The organism is Kitasatospora sp. NPDC056731 (assembly GCF_040687675.1).
Taxonomy (GTDB): domain Bacteria; phylum Actinomycetota; class Actinomycetes; order Streptomycetales; family Streptomycetaceae; genus Kitasatospora.
Map to the genome: position 1 here is coordinate 24,633 of NZ_JBFBNR010000024.1, position 21,025 is coordinate 45,657.

Annotated in this window: 3 protein-coding genes; all 3 read left to right on the forward strand. The window is 76.9% G+C overall.

The window, feature by feature from the left end; translation table 11 throughout:
* The first annotated feature begins 21 nt into the window (after positions 1 to 21).
* The 3 genes from AB0R04_RS23965 to AB0R04_RS23975 all read left to right on the forward strand — a co-directional run bounded on the left by AB0R04_RS23965 (position 22) and on the right by AB0R04_RS23975 (position 20,999).
* Positions 22 to 20,145, forward strand: coding sequence for a non-ribosomal peptide synthase/polyketide synthase (locus tag AB0R04_RS23965; protein WP_363374447.1), 20,124 nt, complete (start codon positions 22 to 24; stop codon positions 20,143 to 20,145).
* A 92-nt stretch (positions 20,146 to 20,237) separates the two neighbouring features.
* Positions 20,238 to 20,441, forward strand: a complete 204-nt coding sequence (locus AB0R04_RS23970; RefSeq protein WP_063350451.1) for an MbtH family NRPS accessory protein — start codon at positions 20,238 to 20,240, stop codon at positions 20,439 to 20,441.
* 45 nt (positions 20,442 to 20,486) lie between these two features.
* Positions 20,487 to 20,999 (forward strand): GNAT family N-acetyltransferase, encoded by a 513-nt coding sequence (locus AB0R04_RS23975; protein WP_363374450.1) that lies wholly within the window; start codon positions 20,487 to 20,489, stop codon positions 20,997 to 20,999.
* The last annotated feature ends 26 nt before the right edge of the window (positions 21,000 to 21,025 follow it).

Genomic DNA, 21,025 nt, shown 5'->3' on the forward strand with positions numbered 1-21,025 from the left:
AACGGTGAGGATCCGACGACCATGACGCCTTCGAAGCGAGACCGCGCCGAGGCCCTGCCCGCCGACCTGCGCGAAGCGCTGCGCCTGCGGCTGGCCGGGCGCTCCGGCGGCGCCCGGGCCGCCGCCGACCGGTCCATCCCGCCCGCCGACCGCAGCCGACCGCTGCCGCCCTCCTTCGTCCAGCAGCGCCTGTGGTTCCTGGACCGGCTGCGCCCCGGCGACCCCCGCTACAACAGCGCGGTCGCCGTACGGTTCACCGGCCCGCTGGACCGCGCGGCGCTCGCCGGGGCGCTGGCCGCCGTCGTGGCCCGCCACGAGGGGCTGCGGACCACCTTCGACGAGGCCGACGGCCGCCCGGTGCAGACCGTGCGGCCGGCCGGTCCGGTGCCGCTGCCCGTCCGGGAGCCGGCCGACGGGGAAACCCTCGACGCGATCCTGCTCCAGGAGTACTCCCGCCCCTTCGACCTCCGGCAGGGGCCGCTGCTGCGCGCCCTGCTGGTGCGCGAGTCGGACCGCTCGCACGTCCTGCAAGTGACGGCGCACCACATCGTCACCGACGGCTGGTCGATGGGCGTCGTCCTGGACGAGCTGTGCACCGGCTACGAGGCCCTGGCCCGCGGCGCCGCCCCGGACCTGCCCCCGGTGGCCGTCCAGTACCCGGACTTCGCGGTGTGGCAGCGCGAGCAGCTCTCCGGCGCCCGGCTGGAAGGCCAACTGGCCCACTGGAAGGCGAAACTGGCCGGTGCGGTGCCGCCGGAGCTGCCGCTGGACCACCCGCGGCGCGGCGAGGAGGCCGGCCCCGGCGCCGTCCACGCCTTCACCGTCCCCGCGCCGCTCACCGCCCGGCTGCGCGAGCTCGCGGCCGAGCGGCACGGCACCCTGCACACCGCCCTGGTCGCCGCCACCCAGGCGCTGCTGGCCCGCTGGTCCGGCCAGCAGGACGTCACCGTCGGCTCCCTGACGCCCGGGCGCTCCCGCACCGAGCTGGAACGGGCCGTCGGCTGCTTCGTCAACACCGTCGTCCTGCGCACCCGGGTGGAGCCCGCCGGATCCTTCCGCGACCTCCTCGCGGCCGCCACCGAGACCGGCAACGACGCGCTCGCGCACGGCGACACGCCCTTCGAACGGCTCGTCGAGGCGGTCGGCGCACCCCGCCAGGCGGGCCGCAACCCGCTGTTCGACGTGCTGGTCCTGCTGCACCCCGCGCCGCCCGAGGCCACCACCCCGTACGGGCCGGCAGCCGCCCCGGTCGCCGTGCCCCGGCAGGCCGCCACCTTCGACCTCAGCGTCGAGTTCGTCCCGGACGGCGAGGCGCTCACCGGCCTGCTGGAGTACCGCGCCGACCTCTTCGACGCGCCCACCGCCCGCCGGATGGCCGACCAGCTCCTGCTGCTGCTGGCCGGCGCCGCCGCCGAACCCGACCGCCCGCTCGGCAGCCTGCCGCTGCTCTCGCCCCGGGAGACCCGGCAGGTCACCCGGGACTGGAACGCCACCGCGCTGCCCGTCGAGGACACCGGCTACCCCGAGCTGTTCGAGCGCAGGGCCGCCCTGACCCCGCACGCCCCGGCCCTGGTCGCCGGAGCCGAGCGGCTCGACTACGCGACGCTCAACACCCGCGCCAACCGGCTCGCCCACCAGCTCATCGCCCGCGGCGCCGGCCCCGAACGGCTGGTCGCACTGCGGCTGCCGCGCACCGCCGACATGATCGTGGCGATCCTCGCCGTCTGGAAGGCCGGCGCCGGCTACCTGCCCCTGGACCCGGCCCTGCCGGCCGAGCGCCTGCGCTACCTGCTCGACGACGCCCGCCCGGCCCTGGTCCTGGACGAGCAGGCGCTCCGGGCAATGCCCGACACCGGCCCGGACACCGACCCCGGCGACGCCGACCGGACGGCCCCGCTGCACCCCGCCAACACCGCGTACGTGCTCTACACCTCCGGCTCCACCGGCCGCCCCAAGGGCGTCGCCGTCCCGCACCGCGCGGTGGTGAACCTGCTCGCCGCCCACCGGGCCGGCTTCGTCGCCGACGCGGGCGGCGGGCCGCTGCGCGTGGCGCTGACCGCCTCGTTCTCCTTCGACACCTCCCTGGAGGGCGTGCTGCTGATGGCCGACGGCCACCCGCTGCACCTGGTCGACGAGACCACCCGGATGGACCCGGCGGCCCTGGTCGAGTACGTCGTGCGCCACCGCGTCGACTTCCTCGACCTGACGCCCTCCTACCTGCGCCAACTGCTGCCCGCCGGGCTGCTCGACGACCCGCGCCACCGCCCCCGGGTGCTGATGCTCGGCGGCGAGGCCGTCGGGCCCCGGCTCTGGCGCGAACTCGCCGGGCACCCGGACGTCGCCGCCTACAACTACTACGGCCCCACCGAGTGCACCGTCGACGCGCTCGCCTGCCGCATCGCGGGCGGTGACCGGCCGCTGGTGGGCCGCCCGCTGCCCAACCTGCGCGCCTACGTCCTCGACGACCGGCTCCAGCCGGTGCCGCCCGGGGTGAGCGGCGAACTCCACCTCGCCGGCGAGCAGGTCGCCCGCGGCTACGCCGGCCGCCCGGGGCTGACCGCCGCCCGCTTCACCGCCGACCCGTACGGGCCGCCCGGCGCCCGGATGTACCGCACCGGCGACCTGGCCCGCTGGACGGCCGACGGGAGCCTGGAGTACCTCGGGCGCGCCGACGACCAGGTCAAGGTGCGCGGCCACCGGATCGAACCCGGCGAGATCGAGGCGGCGCTGCTCGACCTGCCGCAGGTCGCCGCGGCCGCCGTCGCCGCCGTGCCCGACGCGCGCGGCCACACCCGGCTGGCGGCCTACCTGGTCTACGCCGACGGCGCGGCCCGCCCGTCCGCCGACCTGCGCGCCGCCCTGCGGCGGGTGCTGCCCGACCACCTGGTGCCGTCCTCGTTCACCGCGCTCGACACCCTGCCGCTCACCACCAGCGGGAAGCTGGACCGCCGCGCACTGCCCGCCCCCGACCCCGAAGGCGAAGGGCGGGAAGGGGAGTTCGTCGCCCCGCGCACCCCCGAGGAGGAGACCCTCGCCGGGATCTGGGCCGAGGTGCTGGGCGTGGCGCGGGTCGGCGTCACCGACAACTTCTTCGAGCTCGGCGGCGACTCGATCCTGAGCATCCAGGCCGTCTCCCGGGCCCGCGCCGCCGGCCTGCGGATCGGCTCCCAGGACGTCTTCCGCCACCAGACCGTCGCCGACCTGGTCGCCGCCGCCCGCCCGGCCGCCGCCCCGGCCCCCCGGCCGAGCCGCGCGGACGGGCCGGCCCCGCTCACCCCGGTCCAGGAGTGGTTCTTCGCCGCCCACGGCCCGCTGCGCCACTTCACCATGTCGATGCTGCTCGACCTGCCGCGCGACCTCGACGAGCCGGCCCTGGACCAGGCGCTGCGGGCGGTCCTGGCCGCCCACCCGGCGCTGCGCACCCGCTTCACCCGCGCCGGGGGCACCTGGCGCCAGGAGCCGGTCGCGGACTCGGGCGCCGGGCTGCTGGCCAGACTCGACCCGCCCGCTCCGGGCGCCGGCACTGGCTTTGAAGCCGCCCGGGCCGAGGCCGCCGACGCCGCCCGCGCCGCCCTGGACCCGGCCACCGGCACCCTGCTGCGCGCCGTCCTGTTCCGTTCACGCGGCGACGCCCGGCCCCAACTCGTCCTGACCGCCCACCACCTGGCCGTCGACGGCGTCTCCTGGCGGGTGCTGCTCGCCGACCTGGAACAGGCCTACCGGCAGGCGGCGGCCGGGGACGCCCCGCACCTGGAGCCCGAGCCCACCCCGTTCACCGACTGGGCCCACCACCTCGCCGAACTGGTCCGGGCCGGAGGCCTCGACGACGACCTGCCCTACTGGAGCGCCGAGACCAGGGCCCCGGCCGCCCCGCTGCCCGTCGACCACCCCGGCACCCCCACGGCCGGCTCCGTGCGCACCCTGCGCACCCGGCTCGACCGCGCCACCACCGAGGCCCTGCTGCGCAGCGTCCCCGAGGCCTACCGGACCCAGGTCAACGACGTGCTGCTCAGCGCGCTGGGCCGGGCCCTCGCCGACTGGACGGGCACCGAGCGGGTGACCATCGCCCTGGAGGGCCACGGCCGCGAGGAGCTCGTCGACGGCGTGGACCTCTCCCGGACGGTCGGCTGGTTCACCACCCAGTACCCCGTCACCCTCGCCCCGGCCGGCCCGGCCGGCGCCCCGGACTGGGCCGCCACCCTCAAGCAGGTCAAGGAGCAGCTGCGCGCCGTACCCCGCCGGGGCCTGAGCTACGAGGCCCTGGCCCGGCTCGGCCCGCCCGCCGCCGGCGCCCTGAAGGGCCGTCCGCTGCCGCAGGTCTGCTTCACCTACCACGGCCAGTGGACCGCCCCCGGGACCGGCGACTTCGCGCCCGCCGGCCAGGCACCGGGCCGGGAGCTCGCCCCCGACGAACCCCTGGACCACCTGCTCGACGTCTCCGCCGTCGTCGCCGACGGCGAACTGGAGCTCACCTGGCACTACAGCGACCAGGCGCACGAGATGGCCACCGTCCGCGCACTGGCGCAGGCCACGGCCGCGGCACTGACCGGCATCGTCGAGCACTGCGCCCGCCCCGACGCCGGCGGCCGCACCCCCTCCGACTACCCGCTGGCCGGACTGGACCAGGCCGGGGTGGACCGGATCGCCGGCGCCGGGCGGGACGTCGAGGACCTGCTGCCGCTCACCCCGCTCCAGGAAGGCATGCTCTTCCACCGCCTGGTCGGCGGCCCCGACGACGTCTACGTGGACCAGGCCGGCCTGCTGCTGGAGGGCGTGGGCGACCCGTACGCCTTCGCCCTGGCCTGGCAGCGGGTCGCCGACCGCACGCCCGCACTGCGCACCTCGGTGGTGTGGGAGGGCGTCCCCGCCCCCCTCCAGGTCGTGCGCCGCGGCGTCCGGCTGCCGGTGACCCACCTGGACCTGCGGGCGGTCGACCCGGGCGAGCGCGCCGACCGGCTGGCCCGGCTGCGCGCGGACGACCTCGCCCACGGGCTGGACCTCGCCACGGCGCCGCTCACCCGGCTCACCCTGGTCCGGCTGCCCGAGGCCCGCCTGCACCTGCTGTGGACCTCCCACCACCTGATCCTGGACGGCTGGAGCCTGGCCCAGGTGCTCACCGACGTGTTCGAGGAGTACGCGGCCCTCACCACCGGAGGCGTGCCGGCACCGGCGGTGCGCCGGCCCTTCGCCGACTACGTGCACTGGCTGGCCGGTCAGGACGCCGCGGCCGCCCGCGCGCACTGGCGGGGCGTCCTGGACGGCTTCGCCACCGCCACCCCGCTGCCCGCCGACCGCGCCCGGCGCGAGGCCCACCGGGCCCGCTCGGCGCTCGCGCACACCGCCGGCCTGTCGCCGGAGGCCTCCGAGCGGCTGGCCCGCACCGCCCGGCAGGCCGGGCTCACCCTCGGCACCGTGGTGCAGGGCGCCTGGGCCCTGCTGCTCTCCCGGTACAGCGGCGAGCCGGACGTGCTGTTCGGGACGACCGTCTCCGGACGCCCCGACGAACTGCCCGGCGTCGAGTCGATGATCGGCATGTTCATCAACACCCTGCCCACCAGGGTCCTGGTCGACGGCGGCCGCACCGCCGCCGACTGGCTGCGCGAGCTCCAGGAGGCCCAGGCCGAGGCCCGGCGCCACGCCGCGGTCTCCCTCGCCGAACTCACCGCCTTCAGCGGCGTGCCGTCCGGCGGCACGCTGTTCGACAGCATCGTCGCCTTCGAGAACTACCCCTTCGACGACGCCCGCACGGCCGGCAGCGGGGTGCGCCTGGTGGAGGTCACCTCCCGGGACGCCACCAACTACCCGCTCGTCCTGCGCGCCTACCAGGGCGGGCACTTCGGCTTCGACCTCGCCTACGACCCGGAGCTGTTCGACGCCGCGACGGTCCGCACCCTCGCCGAGCGGCTCTGCCTGCTGCTCACCGACCTGGCCGCCGGACTGGACCGGCCGCTGCGCGCCCTGGAGTGGACGACCGCGCAGGAGCGGCGGCAACTGACCGAGTGGAACGGCACCGCGCACGGCCGCCCCGACCGGACCCTGGTCGACCTCTTCGAGGCGCAGGCCGCCCGCACCCCGCACGCCGAGGCCGTCACCTGCGGCGACGAGCACCTCGACTACGCCGCCCTGGACGCGCGGGCCGGCCGGCTCGCCCACCGGCTGGCCGAACTCGGCGCCGGGCCCGAGCGGTTCGTGGCCCTCGCGCTGCCCCGCGCGGCCGACCTGGTCGTGGCCGTCCTCGCCGTCCTCAAGACGGGCGCGGCCTACCTGCCGCTCGACCCGGGCCTGCCCGCCGAACGCCGGGCCCAACTGCTGGGCGACGCCGCCCCGGTGGCCCTGGTGACCCACGTGCCCGGCGGGCCGTCCGAGAGCTTCGAGCACGGGGTGCCCGTCCTCTCCCTCGCCGACCCGCAACTGCGCGCCGACCTGGCCCGGGGCCCGGCCGCCCCGCTCGCCGCCCGGCACCGCCCGCTGCCCGACAGCCCCGCCTACGCCATCTTCACCTCCGGCTCCACCGGCCGCCCCAAGGGCGTCGTGGTGCCGCACGCCAACGTGGTGCGGCTGTTCGAGCAGACCAGGGGCGTGTTCGGCTTCGGCGCCGAGGACGTCTGGACGCTGTTCCACTCCTACACCTTCGACTTCTCGGTCTGGGAGCTGTGGGGCCCGCTGCTGCACGGCGGCCGGCTCGTCGTCGTGCCCGAGGACACCGCCCGCTCCCCGGAGGACTTCCTGCGGCTGCTCGTGGACGAAGGCGTCACCGTCCTCAACCAGACCCCGTCCGCCTTCCACCCGCTGGCCCGCGCCGACGCCGAACACCCCGAGCTCTCCCGCCGGCTGGCGCTGCGCACGGTGGTCTTCGGCGGCGAGGCGCTGGACGCCGGCCGCCTCGCCGACTGGTACGACCGCCACCCGCAGGACGCGCCGCGCCTGGTGAACATGTACGGCATCACCGAGACGACCGTGCACGTCACCCACGCCCCGCTGGAGCGCGCGACCGCCGCCGCCGGCGGCCCCGCACCGATCGGCACCGGCCTCCCGGACCTGCGGCTGTACGTCCTCGACGCCGACCTGGCCCCGGTGCCCCCGGGCGCCGTGGGCGAGCTGTACGTGGCGGGGGAGGGCCTGGCCCGCGGCTACCTCAACCGGCCCGGCCTGACCGCCACCCGCTTCCTCGCCGACCCCTTCGGCGCCCCCGGCACCCGGATGTACCGCACCGGCGACCGGGCGCGCCGCCAGCCCGACGGCACCCTGCGCTACCTGGGCCGCGCCGACCAGCAGGTCAAGATCCGCGGCTACCGGATCGAACCCGGCGAGATCGAGGCCGCCCTCCAGACCCACCCGGGCGTGGACGCCGCCACCGTGGGCGTGTACCAGGACGCCTCCGGCACCCGCCGGCTGGTCGCCCACGTCGTCGCCGGCCCGGGCGCGGCCCACCCCCCGGCCGCCGCCGACCTGCGCGCCCACCTCGAACGGCTGCTGCCCGCCTACCTGGTGCCCGCCGCGTACGTCCCGCTGGCGGCCCTGCCGCTCACCCCCAACGGCAAGCTCGACCGGCGCGCGCTGCCCGTGCCCGGCCCGGCGGGCTTCGCCGCCGGCCGGCAGCGCACCGCGCCCCGCACCCGTGCCGAGCGGCTGGTCGCCGCGGCCTGGACGGAGGTCCTGGACACCGGGGAGATCGGCGCCGAGGACGACTTCTTCGCCCTGGGCGGCGACTCCATCCTCGCCGTCCGGGTCACCGCCCGGCTGCGCGCGGCCTTCGGGGCGGCGGACCTCTCGCCCCGGCTGCTGTTCACCCACCCGGTGCTGGCGGACCTGGCCGAGGCCCTTGGCTCGCCCGGCGAGCCGGGCGCGGCGGACGACCCGTCGACCCTGGTCATCCCGGCCGCGGACCCGGCGGCCGAGCCGCCGCTGTCGTACGCCCAGCAGCGGCTCTGGTTCCTCGACCGGTTCGAGCCGGGCAGCACCGAGTACACCTCGCTCTCCGTGCTGCGCCTGCGCGGCGAGCTCGACCGGGCCGCGCTGGGCACCGCCCTGGACGCCCTGGTCGCCCGGCACGAGGCGCTGCGGACCACCTTCGCCGAGCGGGACGGCCGCGCCCGGCAGGTGGTGCGCCCGCCGCAGCCGGTCGAGCTGCCGTGCGAGGACCTCGCCGGGGCGCCCCCGGCGGCCCTGGACGCGCTGCTGGAGCGGATCGCCGCCACCCCGTTCGACCTGGCCACCGGGCCCCTGCTGCGGGCCCGGCTGGTCCGGACGGCCGCGGACGAGCACGTGCTCGCGCTGGCCGTGCACCACATCGCCACCGACGGCTGGTCGATGGGCGTCCTGGGCCGTGACCTGGGCGAGCTGTACGCGGCGGCCCGCGAGGGGCGCCCGCCACGGCTGCCCGCGCTGCCCGTGCGCTACACCGACTACGCGTCCTGGCAGCGCGCGCGCACCGACCTCGCCGAGGCGGACCTCGCCCACTGGCGCCGGGCCCTGGACGGCCTGACCCCGCTGGAGCTGCCCACCGACCGGCCGCGCCCGGCCGTGCGCACCCGGGACGGCGCGCTGGTCGCCTTCACCCTGCCCGCCGGGCTGACCGCGCGGCTGCGCGAACGGGGCCGGGAGGTCGACGGCACCCTCTACACCACCCTCCTGGCGGCCTGCCAGGTCCTGCTCGCCCGCTGGTCCGGGCAGCAGGACATCGCGGTCGGCACCGTCACCTCGGGCCGCGAGCAGGGCGAACTCCACGACGTGGTCGGCATGTTCGTCAACACCCTGGTGCTGCGCGGCGCCGTCCGGCCGGAGCTGTCGTTCCGTGAACTGCTGGCCGCCGCCCACGGCACCGTCCTGGAGGCACTCGCCCACCAGGAGGTGCCCTTCGAACGGCTGGTGGACGCCCTCCAGCCGGAGCGCGACACCAGCCGCACGCCGCTCTTCCAGGTCATGGTGGCCCTGCACAACCTCGGCGCCGAGGTGCCGAACCTGCCGGGCCTGACGGTGGAGCCGGTCACCCCGCCCGTCCACGGCGCCACCTTCGACCTCTCCTTCGACTTCGTCGAGCGCGACGGCGGCCTGACCGGCTACCTGGAGTACAACACCGGGCTGTTCGACGCGCGGACCGCCGAGCACCTGGCCGGCCGGCTGGGCACCCTGCTGGAGGCCGTGGCCGAGGCGCCGGAGACGGCCGTCGGGGCGCTGCCGCTGATGACGGCCGACGAACGCCGCCGGGTGCTGCGGCAGGGGCGGGGCGCGCCGCTGCCCGCGCCGGACACCACCTTCCCCGCCCTGTTCGAGGCGCAGGCCGCCCGCACCCCGGACGCCACCGCCCTGGTCGCCCGGGACGCCACGCTCGACTTCGCCGCCCTCAACGCGCGGGCCAACCGGCTCGCCCGCCACCTCGCCGCCCTCGGCGCCGGCCCGGAACAGGTGGTCGCGGTCCGGCTGCCGCGCACCTCGGACCTGCTGGTCGCGCTGTTCGCGGTGCTCAAGGCGGGCGCCGCCCTGCTCTTCGTCGACCCTGACCTGCCCGAGGAGCGGGCCGCCCTCCTCCTCGACGACACCCGGCCCCGGGTGGTGCTGACCGGGCAGACCCTGCGCGAGGTGCCGTGGGCGGCGCTGCCCGCCCACGACCTGACCGACGCCGAGCGGACCGCCCCCCTGCTGCCGCAGCACGCCGCCTACCTCGTCCACACCTCCGGCTCGACCGGCCGCCCCAAGGGCGTCGTCGTCGAACACCGCCAGCTGGTCAACCTCTGCCGCGACCACCAGGAAGGCCTGGTCGCCCCGCACACCGCCGACGGGACGCGGCTGCGGGCCGCGCTCAGCGCCTCCTTCTCCTTCGACACCAGCTGGGAGGGCCCGCTGCTGCTCGCACTGGGCCAGGAGCTCCACCTCATCGACGAGGACGTCCGGCTGGACCCGCAGGCGTTCTGCGCCCAGGTCGTCGACCGCCGCCTGGACCTGGTCAACGTCACCCCCTCCTTCCTGCGCGAACTCACCGCCGCCGGACTGCTCGCCCCCGGCCCGCACCACCCGCGCCTGCTGCTGGTCGGCGGCGAGGCCGTCCCCGCCGCCACCTGGCGGGAGCTGTGCGCGGCGCACGCGGACCTCGGCGTCACCGCCTACAACATGTACGGGCCCACCGAGTGCACCGTCGACGCCGCCTACGCCCGGTGCGCGGACCACCCCGAGCGCCCCGTCATCGGCCGCCCCGGCCGCAACCTGGGCGCCTACCTGCTCGACGGCGCCCTGCGGCCGGTGCCGCCCGGCATGCCGGGGGAGCTGTACCTGGCGGGGGACCAGGTCGCCCGTGGCTACCTGAACCGGCCCGGACTGACGGCCGCCCGCTTCCTCGCCGACCCCTACGGCCCGCCCGGGGCCCGGATGTACCGCACCGGCGACCTGGCCCGCTGGGACGCGAACGGGCAACTGGAGTTCCGGGGCCGGGCCGACGAACAGGTCAAGGTCCGCGGGTTCCGGATCGAGCCCGGGGAGGTGGAGGCCGCCCTGCTCGCCCACCCGGACGTCGCCGACTGCGCGGTCGCCGCACGCGAGCACGCCGGCCGTACGGTGCTCGTCGGCTACCCGGTGCCCGCCGGCCGCCGCGTGCCGACCGCCGAGGAACTGCGGACCTGGCTGCGGCGGACGCTGCCCGACCACCTGGTGCCCGCCGCGTTCGTCCCGCTGGCCCGAATACCCCGGACGGCCGGCGGCAAGACCGACCGGCGCGCGCTGCCCGCGCCGCCCGCCCAGCCCGACCGCACCACCCCGTACGTCGCGCCGCGGCCCGGTGCCGAGGAACGGCTCGCCGCGATCTGGGCCGAGGTGCTGGGCGCGGAGCGCGTCGGCACCCGGGACAACTTCTTCGCACTCGGCGGCGACTCCATCCTCAGCATCCAGATCGTCTCCCGCGCCCGCGCCGCCGGGCTCGCCCTCACCACCAAGGACGTCTTCCGTCACCAGAACATCGCCGAACTCGCCCTGTGTGCACGAGATCTGACGGATCACCAGGAAAGCGGTGAAGCCGAGCCCGATGAGGCGCCGCTCACCCCGATCCAGCACTGGTACCTCGACGGCCGCCGCCCCGGCGACGCCCTGCGCTTCACCATGACCCAGCGCCTGGAACTGGCCCCCGGCACCGATCCGGCGGCCCTGCGCCGGGCGGTGCTGGCCCTGGTGGAGCACCACGCGGCCCTGCGCACCCGCTTCCACCGCACCGAGGCCGGCTGGCGCCAGGAGGTGCTTCCCCAGGGGGTGGACGGCGTCTTCACCCGGCACGACGTCAGCCACCCGGACCTCACCGGCCATGACGTGGAGGCGCAGGTCCAGCGCGCCACCGACGAGGCCCAGCGCTCCCTCGACCCCGTCGAGGGCCGCGTGCTGCGCGCCCTGTTCTTCGACCCCGGCCCCCGGCAGCCGGGCCAACTCGTCCTCACCGTCCACCACCTGGCCGTGGACGGCGTCTCCTGGCGCATCCTGCTGGCCGACCTCGAAGCGGCGTACCGCACGGCCCGCGCCGGAGCCCCCGTCGCCCTGCCGCCGACCGGCACGTCCTACGGCCGCTGGGCCACCCGGCTGGAGCGGCACACCCGCGCCGGCGCCCTGGACGGCGACCTCGGCCACTGGACGCGCACCGGCGCGGCCCCGGCCGACCTGCCCGCCGGCCGCCCCGCCCCCAACACCCCCGTCTCCAACACGCCCGCCCCCAACACCCACGCCACCGCCGCCACCGTCCAGGTGACGCTGGACGAGCGGACCACCGAGGCGCTGCTGCGCCGCGTCCCCGAGGTCTACCGCACCCAGGTCAACGACGTCCTGCTCAGCGCCCTGGGCCGCACCCTGGCCCGCTGGTGCGGCCGGGACACCGTGCTGGTCGGAGTGGAGGGGCACGGCCGCGAGGACCTCTTCGAGGACCTGGACCTCTCCCGGACGGTGGGCTGGTTCACCGCCGAGTTCCCGCTCGCCCTGCGCGTCGACCCCGACGCCGGGTGGCACGACACCCTGCGCTCGGTCAAGGAGCAGCTGCGCGCCGTCCCGCTGCGCGGACTCAGCCACGGCGCGCTGTGCCACCTGCGGCCCGGCGGCCCGCTGACCGGCGCGGCGGCGCCGCAGATCGGCTTCAACTACCACGGCCGGTGGGACACCCGCGGCGGCGCCGACGGCCTGGTCCGCGGCGCGCTGCCCCCGGCCGGTCGCGACACCGACCCCGACGAGCCCCGCCCCTACCTGCTGGACATCACCGGCGCGGTCCAGGACGGCCGCCTCGAACTGGCGTGGACCTACCCCGCCGCCGTCTACGACGAGGCGACCGTCCGCGGGCTCGCCGAGGAGATGGGCGCCGCGCTGCACGGGCTGGCCGCGCACTGCGCCCGCCCGGACGCCGGCGGCCGCACCCCGTCGGACTTCCCGCTCGCCGGCCTCGACCAGGACCGGCTGGACCGGCTCGTCGGCGACGGGCGCGAGACCGACGACGTGCTGCCGCTGACGCCGCTGCAGTCCGGCATGCTCTTCCACGGGCTCGTCGACGCCGACGGCGCCTATGTCGACCGGATCGCGGTGCGCCTGGCCGGCGTCGCCGACCCGCGGGCCTTCGCCGAGGCCTGGCAGCAGGTCGCCGACCGCACCCCGGCCCTGCGTTCCAGCGTTCACTGGCGCGGCCTGCCGCACCCCGTCCAGGTGGTCGCCCGGCACGCCGCACTGCCCGTCCGCCACCTCGACTGGCGCGACCTGACGCCCGGGCAGCGCGCCGACCGGACGGAGCGGCTGCTCGCCGAGGAGCGCGCCGCCGGGATGGACCTCGCCACCGCGCCGCTCACCCGGCTGACCCTGGCCGCGCTGCCCGGCGACGAGGTCCTGCTGCTGTGGTCCACCCACCACCTGATCCTGGACGGCTGGAGCACCGGGCAGCTGCTCACCGAGGTGTGCGAGGAGTACGCCGCGCTGACCGGCGGCCCGCAGGCGCCCCGGCCGGTCCGACGGCCGTTCGCGGACTTCCTGGGCTGGCTGCACGACCAGGACGAGGAGGCGGCCGAGGCCCACTGGCGCGGCCTGCTGGCCGGGTTCACCGGCCGGACCCCGCTGCCGTACGACCGCCCGCCGACCCGGGCCCACCGCGCCCGCTCCAGCGCCGCCGCCCACCGCGAACTGGACGAGCCGCTCTCCCGCCGGCTGCGCGAGAACGCCGCCGCTGCCGGACTGACCGTCAACACCGTGGTGGAGGGCGCCTGGGCGCTGCTGCTGGCCCGCTACAGCGGCGGCGACGACGTGGTCTTCGGCACCACCGTGTCCGGGCGCCCGGCCGAACTGCCCGGCGTCGAGTCGATGATCGGCCTGTTCATCAACACCGTGCCGACCAGGGTCCCGATCCCCTCGGGCGGCGTGCTGCCCTGGCTGCGGGAGCTCCAGGAACGCCAGAGCGACGGCCGCCGCTTCGACCACCTGGCCCTGCCGCGCGTCCAGGCCCTGAGCGACCTGCCCGCCGGGGAGCCGCTGTTCGACAGCATGGCGGTCTTCGAGAACTACCCCGTCGACGAGTCGGCCGCCGACCGGACCGGGGTGCGGGTGGTCGAGGTGCGCGCCGACGACGCCACCACCTTCCCCTGGTGCCTGCGCGCCCACCTGGCCGAGCGGCTCGGCTTCGACCTGGCCTACGACCCCGCGCTCTTCGACCACCGGACGGCCCACGGCGCGGCCGACCGGCTGGTCCTGCTGCTCACCGCCCTCGCCGACGGCCTCGACGGCGACCTCGCCGAGCTGGACCAGCTCACCCCCGCCGACCGGGAGCAGCTGGCCTCCTGGCACGGCACCGCCCGCCCGGCGGCGCCGCGCAGCCCGCTCCAGGTCTTCGCCGAGCAGGTCCGGCGCACCCCCGGCGCGCCCGCCGTGCGCGACGGCGACCGCGAACTGACCTACCGCCAGCTCGACGACTGGTCCGACCGCCTGGCGGCCCGGCTGCTGGCCGACGGCCTGGCCCCCGAAGGCCGGGTGGCGCTGCTGATGGACCGCTCCGCCGAACTCGTCGCCGCCCAGCTGGCCGTCCTCAAGGCGGGCGGCGCCTACCTGCCCGTCGACCTCCGGGCCCCCGAGGAGCGCCGCCGCGCCCTGCTCGACCAGGTCGGCGCCGCCCTGCGGCTCACCGCCGAGCAGGTAGCCGCCGTGCGCACCGGCGCGGCCGGGCCGGTGGCAGTGACCCTGCTGCCCGCCGACCCCGACCGGCTGGCGTACGTGATGTTCACCTCGGGCTCCACCGGGGTGCCCAAGGCGGTGGCGGTACGGCACCGCGACGTGGCCTCGCTCGCCACCGACAGCCGCTTCGCCGACGGCCGCTGCGCCCGGGTGCTGCTGCACTCGCCGGTCGCCTTCGACGCCGCCACCTTCGAGGTCTGGGCGCCGCTGCTGGGCGGCGGCTGCGTACTCGTCGTCCCCGACGGGCCGGTGGACGCCGCCCTGCTGCGGCGGCTCGCCGGACCGGACGGGCCGACGGCGCTGTGGCTCACCGCCGGGCTCTTCCGGCTGCTCGCCCAGGACGCGCCGGACTGCTTCGCGGGCCTGCGCACGCTGTGGACCGGCGGGGACGTGGTGCCCGCCGCCGCGGTGCGCCGCGTCCTGGCGGCCTGCCCCGGGCTGACCGTGGTGGACGGCTACGGGCCCACCGAGACCACGACCTTCGCCACCGCCCACGCCGTCGCGGAGGCGGCGGCGGTGCCCGACACCCTGCCGATCGGCCACCCCCTGGACGACCGCCGCGTCCACGTCCTCGACCGGCGCCTGCGGCCCGTCCCGCCGGGCTGCGCGGGCGAACTGTACGTGGCCGGCGAGGGCGTGGCCCGCGGCTATCTGGGCCGGCCCGGCGACACCGCGGCCCGCTTCCTCGCCGACCCCTCCGGCCCGCCCGGCGCCCGGATGTACCGCACCGGCGACCTGGCCAGGCGGCGCCCGGACGGCACCGTCGAATTCCTGGGCCGCGCGGACGACCAGGTGAAGATCCGCGGCTTCCGGGTCGAACCCGGCGAGGTGGAGGCCGCACTCGCCCGCCACCCCCAGGTCACCGACGTCGCCGTGGTCACCCGCGAGGACCGGCCCGGCGCCCGGCGCCTGGTGGCCTACGTGGTCGGCCCGGCGGGCGTCGAACCCGGGGACCTGCGGGCCTTCGCCGCCCGCGCACTGCCCGACTACCTCGTCCCCGCCGCCTTCGTTCCGCTCGCCGCCCTCCCGCTGAGCCGCAACGGCAAGGTCGACCGGGCGGCCCTCCCGGCGCCGGACGAGGAGCACGGGAGCGGACGCCGCGCGCGGGTCGAGCCGCGCACCGAGGCCGAACGCCGCACCGCCGAGGTCTTCGGCGACGTCCTGGGCATCCGGCCGCCCGGCGTGGAGGACGGCTTCTTCGAGCTGGGCGGCGACTCCATCCTCAGCATCCGGCTCGCCGCCCGCCTGGCCGAGGCCTTCGGCGCCGACCTCACCCCCCGCGCCGTCTTCGACCACCCCACCCCGGCCGGCCTGGCCCGCCTGCTCACCGAGGAGCAGGGCCGCCCGGGCGGTGAGGGGCGCCCGCCCGTCCTCCCGGTCGCCCGCGACGGCGCCGCGCCGATGTCGTACGCCCAGCAACGCCTTTGGTTCCTGGAGGAGTTCGCACCCGGCGGCGCCGAGTACGTCACCGCGCTCGCGCTGCGCCTGCGCGGCGCCCTGGACACCGACGCCCTCGGCGCGGCCCTGTGCGCCCTCGCGGCCCGGCACGAGTCGCTGCGCACCACCTTCGACAGCGTCGACGGCCACGGCGTCCAGCTCGTCCACCCGCCGCAGGACGTGCCGCTGCCGCTGCACGACCTGTCCGGCCTGCCGGCGCAGCCGCGGGCGGCGGCCCTGCGCGGCCTGCTCGCCGCCGAGCGGGCCCGCCCCTTCGACCTGCGCCGCGGACCGCTGCTGCGCACCGCCCTGGTGCGGCTGGGAGAGGGCGACCACGTGCTGGCCCTGACCCTGCACCACATCGTCACCGACGGCTGGTCGACCGCCGTCCTGCTCACCGATCTGGCCCACCTCTACCGCGCCGAACTCGGCTCCGGGGAGAGCCGGTTGGCGCCGCTGCCGGTGCAGTACGCCGACTACGCGCACTGGCAGCGCACGGTCGGCGCCGCCGGTGCCGACCAACTCTCCTACTGGAAGGAGCAGTTGGCCGACGTCCCGACGCTGCGCCTGCCCACCGACCGGCCCCGGCCCGCCGTGCGCACCACCAGCGGGGCCACCGCCCGCCTGGAACTGCCCGCCGACACGGCCCGCCGACTGGCCCGGGTCGGCCGGGAGCGCGGCGCCACCCTGTTCACCACCCTGGTCGCCGCCGCGCAGGCCTACCTCGCCCGGCTCGGCGGCGACCAGGACATCGCCGTCGGCACCGTCACCTCCGGCCGCGAGCAGGCGGAGACCCAGCGCCTCGTCGGATTCTTCGTCAACACCCTGGTGCTGCGCTCGCGGGTGGAGCCCGGGCAGCGCTTCGGCGACTTCCTCGGAGAGGTCCGGCAGACCGTCCGGGACGCCTTCGCCCACCAGGACGTGCCGTTCGAGCGCGTGGTCGACGAGGTGCAGCCGGTGCGCGACACCAGCCGCAGCCCGCTCTTCCAGGCCCTGGTCGTCCTCCAGAACACCCCGGCCGCCGACCTCGACCTCCCGGGCCTGCACGTGACCGACGTCGAGACCGACACCACGCAGGCGGCCTTCGACCTCGCGCTGGAGTTCGCGGAGGCCGACTCCGGCGCGCTGCACGGCCTGATCACCTACAACACCGACCTGTTCGACCCGGCCACGGCCGAGCGGATGGCCGGCCAGCTCGCCACCCTGCTGACCGCCGTCGCCGAGGACCCGGATCGCGCCATCGGCGCGCTGCCGCTGGCCGGTGGCGACCAGCTGGCCGCCGAACTCGACCGGGCGCGCGGCACCTTCCGCCCCGTCCCCGAGGCGACCCTGGCCGAACTCTTCGAGCGCCAGGCCGCCCGCAACCCCGACGCGGTGGCGCTGCTCGACGGCGGCCGCGAGCTGAGCTACGCCGAGGTGGAGCGGGCGGCCAACCGGCTGGCCCACCGGCTCATCCGGCGCGGCGTGGGGCCGGAGCGGCTGGTCGCCCTCGCCCTGCCCCGCTCGGCGGCGGCGGTGGTGGCCCAGCTGGCCGTGGCCAAGGCCGGCGGCGCCTTCCTCCCGGTGGACCCGGACTACCCGGCGCCCAGGCGGGAGTTCATGGTGCGCGACGCGGGCGCCCACCTGGTGCTCGACGACCCGGCCGAGGTGTGGTCCGCCGACGGGCCGCAGACCCCGCCCACGGACGCGGACCGCGCCACCGACCGCGACACCGACACCGACCGCGACACCGCGCCGACCGACGCCGACCGCGCCACCCCGCTCACCCCCGGACACCCGGCCTACGTCATCTACACCTCCGGATCGACCGGCACGCCCAAGGGCGTCCTGGTGACCCACGCCGGACTCGCCGCCTTCGCGGCGGCCGCCGCCGAGCAGTACACCGCCGGCCCCGGGGCCAGGGTGCTCCAGTTCGCCTCGCCCAGCTTCGACGCCTCCGTCCTGGAGCTGTGCGTCTCCCTGCTCAGCGGGGCCACCCTGGTCACGGGGGAGGAGGGGCCGCTCGTCGGCGAGCGGCTGGCCGAGGTCCTGGCCGAACGGCGCATCACCCACGCCCTGATCCCCCCGGCGGCCCTGGCCACCGTGGACCCGGAGACGGCCGCGGCGCTGCCCGCCCTGCGCACCCTGGTCGTCGGGGCGGAGGCCTGCCCGGCCGACCTGGTCGACACCTGGGCCCCCGGCCGCCGGATGATCAACGCCTACGGCCCCACCGAGGCCACCGTGGTCGCCACCTGGACGGGCCCGCTGTCGCCCGGCACCGGCGCACCCGCGATCGGCCGCCCCGGCGGCGCCGCCCGCAGCTACGTCCTGGACGCCGCCCTGCGGCCGGTGCCGCCCGGCGTGACCGGAGAGCTCTGGCTGGCCGGCCCCGGCCTCGCCCGCGGCTACCTCGGCCGCCCGGGACTGACGGCCGGGCGGTTCCTCGCCGACCCGTTCGGCGCGCCGGGCGAGCGGATGTACCGCACCGGCGACCTCGCCCACCGGGACGCCGACGGCGAACTGCGCTTCGCCGGCCGCGTCGACGACCAGATCAAGCTGCGCGGCTTCCGGATCGAACCGGGCGAGATCGAGAGCGCGCTGCGCCGCAGCCCCCTGGTGCGCGACGCCGTCGTCACCGTACGCGCCGACGCCCCCGGGAGCGGCGCGGGCTCCGGGGCCGGCCGGCTGGTCGCCTACGTCGTCCCGGCGGTCGGGGCCGCACCGGGCGGTGCCGCACCGGAGGACGACGGCGAGGGCGGGGCCACTGCGGGCCTGCCCGCCGCCGAACTGCGCGCCCACCTGGCCGGGTTGCTGCCGCCGCACCTCGTCCCGTCGGTGTTCGTACCGCTGGAACGGCTGCCGCTCACCCCGAACGGCAAGCTCGACCGCCGGGCCCTGCCCGAACCCGGGCCCGCGCAGGCCGCGGCCGGTCCGCGCCGGGAGCCGGGCACCGACACCGAACGCCGGATCGCCCGGATCTGGGCCGACGTCCTGGGCATCGAGGAGGTCGGCGCCGACGACAACTTCTTCCTGCTCGGCGGCGACTCCATCCTCAGCATGCAGGTGGTGTCCAGGCTGCGCCGGGACGGCCTCTACCTCGCCACCCGGGAGCTGTTCACCCACCAGACGGTGGCCGAACTGGCCACCGTGGTGCGCACCGCCCCCGACCGCGAGGACGACGGCCCGGTCACCGGGGACGTGCCGCTCACCCCCATCCAGGAGTGGTTCCTGACCACCCCGCGCGCCGCCCACCACCACTTCAACCAGTCGACCCTGCTCGAACTCGGCGCCGACCCCGACCCGCAGGCACTGCGGGCCGCGCTGGACGCCCTGCTCGAACACCACGACGCCCTGCGCCTGCGCTTCACCCACGACGAGACGGGCTGGCACCAGTTCAACCCGCCGCCCGCCCCCGCCGAGGACGTCCTCGTCCGGTACGACCTGGCCGGGCAGAGCGCCGAGGCCGCCGACGCGGCCATGGCCAAGGCGGCCGACGAACTGCACGGCGGCTTCGACCTGGCCCGGGGCCCGCTGCTGCGGGCGGCCCTGTTCACCGGCGCCCCGGACCGCCCGGCGCTCCTGCTGCTGGTCGCCCACCACCTGGTCGTCGACGCCGTCTCCTGGCGCCTGCTGCGCGACGACCTGGAGAGCGCCTACCGGCAGGCCGCCCTGGGCACGCCGATCACGCTGGGGGAGCGCGGCACCTCCTACCGGGACTGGGCGCTCCGGCTCGCGGCCCATGTCGCCGACGGCGGCCTGGATCACGAACTGCCCTACTGGGACGAGGCGGTGAGCGCCGCCGAGGCGCTGCCCGGCCGACCCGCCGAGCCCTGCCCGGCCGAGACCGGTGCCGTCGAGCCCGATGCGGCCGAGACCGCGACGGTCACCGTCGAACTGGACGAGGAGGACACCGAGGCACTGCTGCGCGCGGCCCCGGCGGCCTACCGCACCCGCGTCAACGACGTGCTGCTGACCGCCCTCGCCCTGGCACTGGCCCGCTGGACCGGCCACGAGCGGATCCGGCTGGACCTGGAGGGGCACGGCCGGGAGGACGTCGTGGAGGGCGTGGACCTGTCCCGCACGGTCGGTTGGTTCACCACCATGCACCCGGTCACCTTCCACGTCCCCGACCCCGAGGACCTCGGCCCGGACCGCGACTGGCGCGCCCTGGTGAAGGCGATCCGCCGCCAGCTGCGCGCCGTGCCGGGCAACGGGCTGGGCTTCGGCGCCCTGCGCACCTTCGGCCCGCCCGAGGTCCGCGAGCGCCTCGCCGCCGGCGCGCACGGCCAGGTGGTCTTCAACTACCTCGGCCAGTGGGACGCGCGGCCCGAGGCCGCCGGCGACGGCCTGGTCCGCGCCGAGCACGGCTCCTTCGGGCAGGACCACGACCCCCGCGACGGCGGCTCGCACCCGGTGGAGGTGGTGGGCGCGGCGCAGCACGGGCGCCTCGCCTTCACCTGGCACCACCGCCCCGCCCTCCACGACACGGCGACCGTGCGCCGGGTGGCCGAGGAGTTCGCCGTGGCGCTGCGGCACATCGCCCGGCACGCCCGGGGAGGACGGTGACGGCCGCCCACCCGCCGCTGAAAAGACCACCGCTGCATGACCACCGCTGCATGACCACCGCCGGAAACCCGACAACGACGAAGGAGCACGACATGGACGAGAACACCCGCTACCAGGTGCTGCGCAACGACGAGGAGCAGTACTCCCTCTGGCCGGTCGACCTCGACGTGCCCGCCGGCTGGCAGCCCGTCGGCCAGGAGGGCACCGAGGCGGAGTGCACCGCCTACGTCGACGAGGTGTGGACCGACATGCGGCCGCGGAGCCTGCGCGAGCGCATGGAGAACGCCGGATCCTGACCGGCCGCAGTACTTCCGTCCCACGACAACCCCGAGGAGCTGACCGTGACCCCTTCGCTGCGCACCGAACACCTGGAGTTCATCCCCTACCGGGCCGAGGACGAGGACGCCTTCGTCTCCCTCCTCCGCAACGCTGACGTGTGCAGCTGGATGGGCCAGGACCTGGTGCCCGAGCCGCAGATCCGCACGCTGTTCCGCGCGATCCTGACCGACGTGTACCCGCAGCAGCTCTTCGACGTGTGGGGCCTGTGGCTGGACGGGAGGTACGCGGGCCACGCCGAGGTGAAGAAGACCGGGAACGTCGACGGCCACGAGCTGGTCACCGCCCTCGCCCCGGAGTTCTGGGGCCGGGGCCTGGGCACCGAGGTGGTCCGCGGCCTGATCCGGTACGCCGCCGACGAGTTGGGGCTCAAGGAGGTCTACGGCATGGTGGGCGCGGAGAACGCCCCGAGCCTGGCGATGTCCCGACGGCTGGGCTTCCGGCACCTGCGCGACGTCGTCGGGGACGACGGCTCGGTGACGAAGGTGGTGGCGCTCTCGACGACCGGCCAGGCCTGACCGGGCCCGGCCGGGTATGACCGCGG

Bases quoted from the DNA above. Each gene is read 5' to 3' on its own strand.
- AB0R04_RS23970 (WP_063350451.1), top strand. From the start codon at position 20,238: ATGGACGAGAACACCCGCTACCAGGTGCTGCGCAACGACGAGGAGCAG.
- AB0R04_RS23965 (WP_363374447.1), top strand. From the start codon at position 22: ATGACGCCTTCGAAGCGAGACCGCGCCGAGGCCCTGCCCGCCGACCTG.